The organism is Pseudomonas sp. HMWF006 (assembly GCF_003061205.1).
Taxonomy (GTDB): Bacteria; Pseudomonadota; Gammaproteobacteria; order Pseudomonadales; family Pseudomonadaceae; genus Aquipseudomonas; species Aquipseudomonas monsensis.
On sequence record NZ_QAIU01000426.1, the window covers coordinates 9,381 to 10,251 of the forward strand.

2 pseudogenes are annotated in these 871 nt (G+C 62.3%); both read right to left on the reverse strand.

The features are described 5' to 3' along the window. Positions 1-436, reverse strand: a pseudogene (locus tag DBR24_RS32655) (hypothetical protein); the annotation flags it as partial. Continuing rightward, a pseudogene (locus tag DBR24_RS17940) lies at positions 433-871 on the reverse strand (peptide synthetase); the annotation flags it as partial. The pseudogenes DBR24_RS17940 and DBR24_RS32655, both read right to left, overlap by 4 nt.

Sequence of the window (871 nt, forward strand, 5' to 3'; positions counted from 1 at the left end):
AAACGCCCCCCGGCCCTTCGAGCCGCTGCCAGATCATCGAACCGAACAACAGGACAAACCACGCAATCGCAGCCATTGCGCCACCACTGTGCAGGCCGCCGAAGTGGTAAACCTTGGCCAGCGACCGGCGAACCGCCAACGGCCAGGTCGTGGGCGCCCGGGTGGCCAGCCAGAACAACAGATTGATGAGGTACTGCTGACGAATCAGTATCGCCAGGGACAGATTCGCCACCACCAGTGCCGACAACATCGGCAAATTCACACCGGCGGTGGACCACATCTGCCCGACCGTGATGCCGTACACCAGCACGGCCATGTTGCAGGCCAGCACTAACACCACCAGACGGTTGTAATGCGAGAACATCGGCAGTGTTCCCAGACGTTGCCAGAGTGGCCGCCGGGCAGGCAGGACGATGTTCACCTGTGGCGCACTCATGCCTGCACCCGCACTGGCTGCCCGGCGTCTGTTTGTTCGGCCTGATGCGCCACTGCCCACTCAAGAAGCAAGCGCTTGTCGACCTTGCCCCGGGACGTCAGCGGAATCTCGTCAACGGCGAGTATCAACGACGGCACGCAATAGTAGGCAAGCCGCGCTTCACAACAGGCACGCGCTGCATCGACATCTGTACTGGCGGGATAAACGAAGGCCACCAGATGACGACTGTCGAGCTTCAGCGTGACCGCCCGCTCGCAGGTCGGCGCGGACTCCAGCGCCGCTGACACCGCGTCGAGTTCAACCCGAAAGCCTCTGCCCTTGACCTGATCATCGACACGCCCCAGATGTTCAAGCTCACCGTCTGCGGTCCAGCGCCCCAGGTCACGCGTGCGAAACATCATGCGTCCCTGGCCCAGAAACGGATCGGGCTGATAC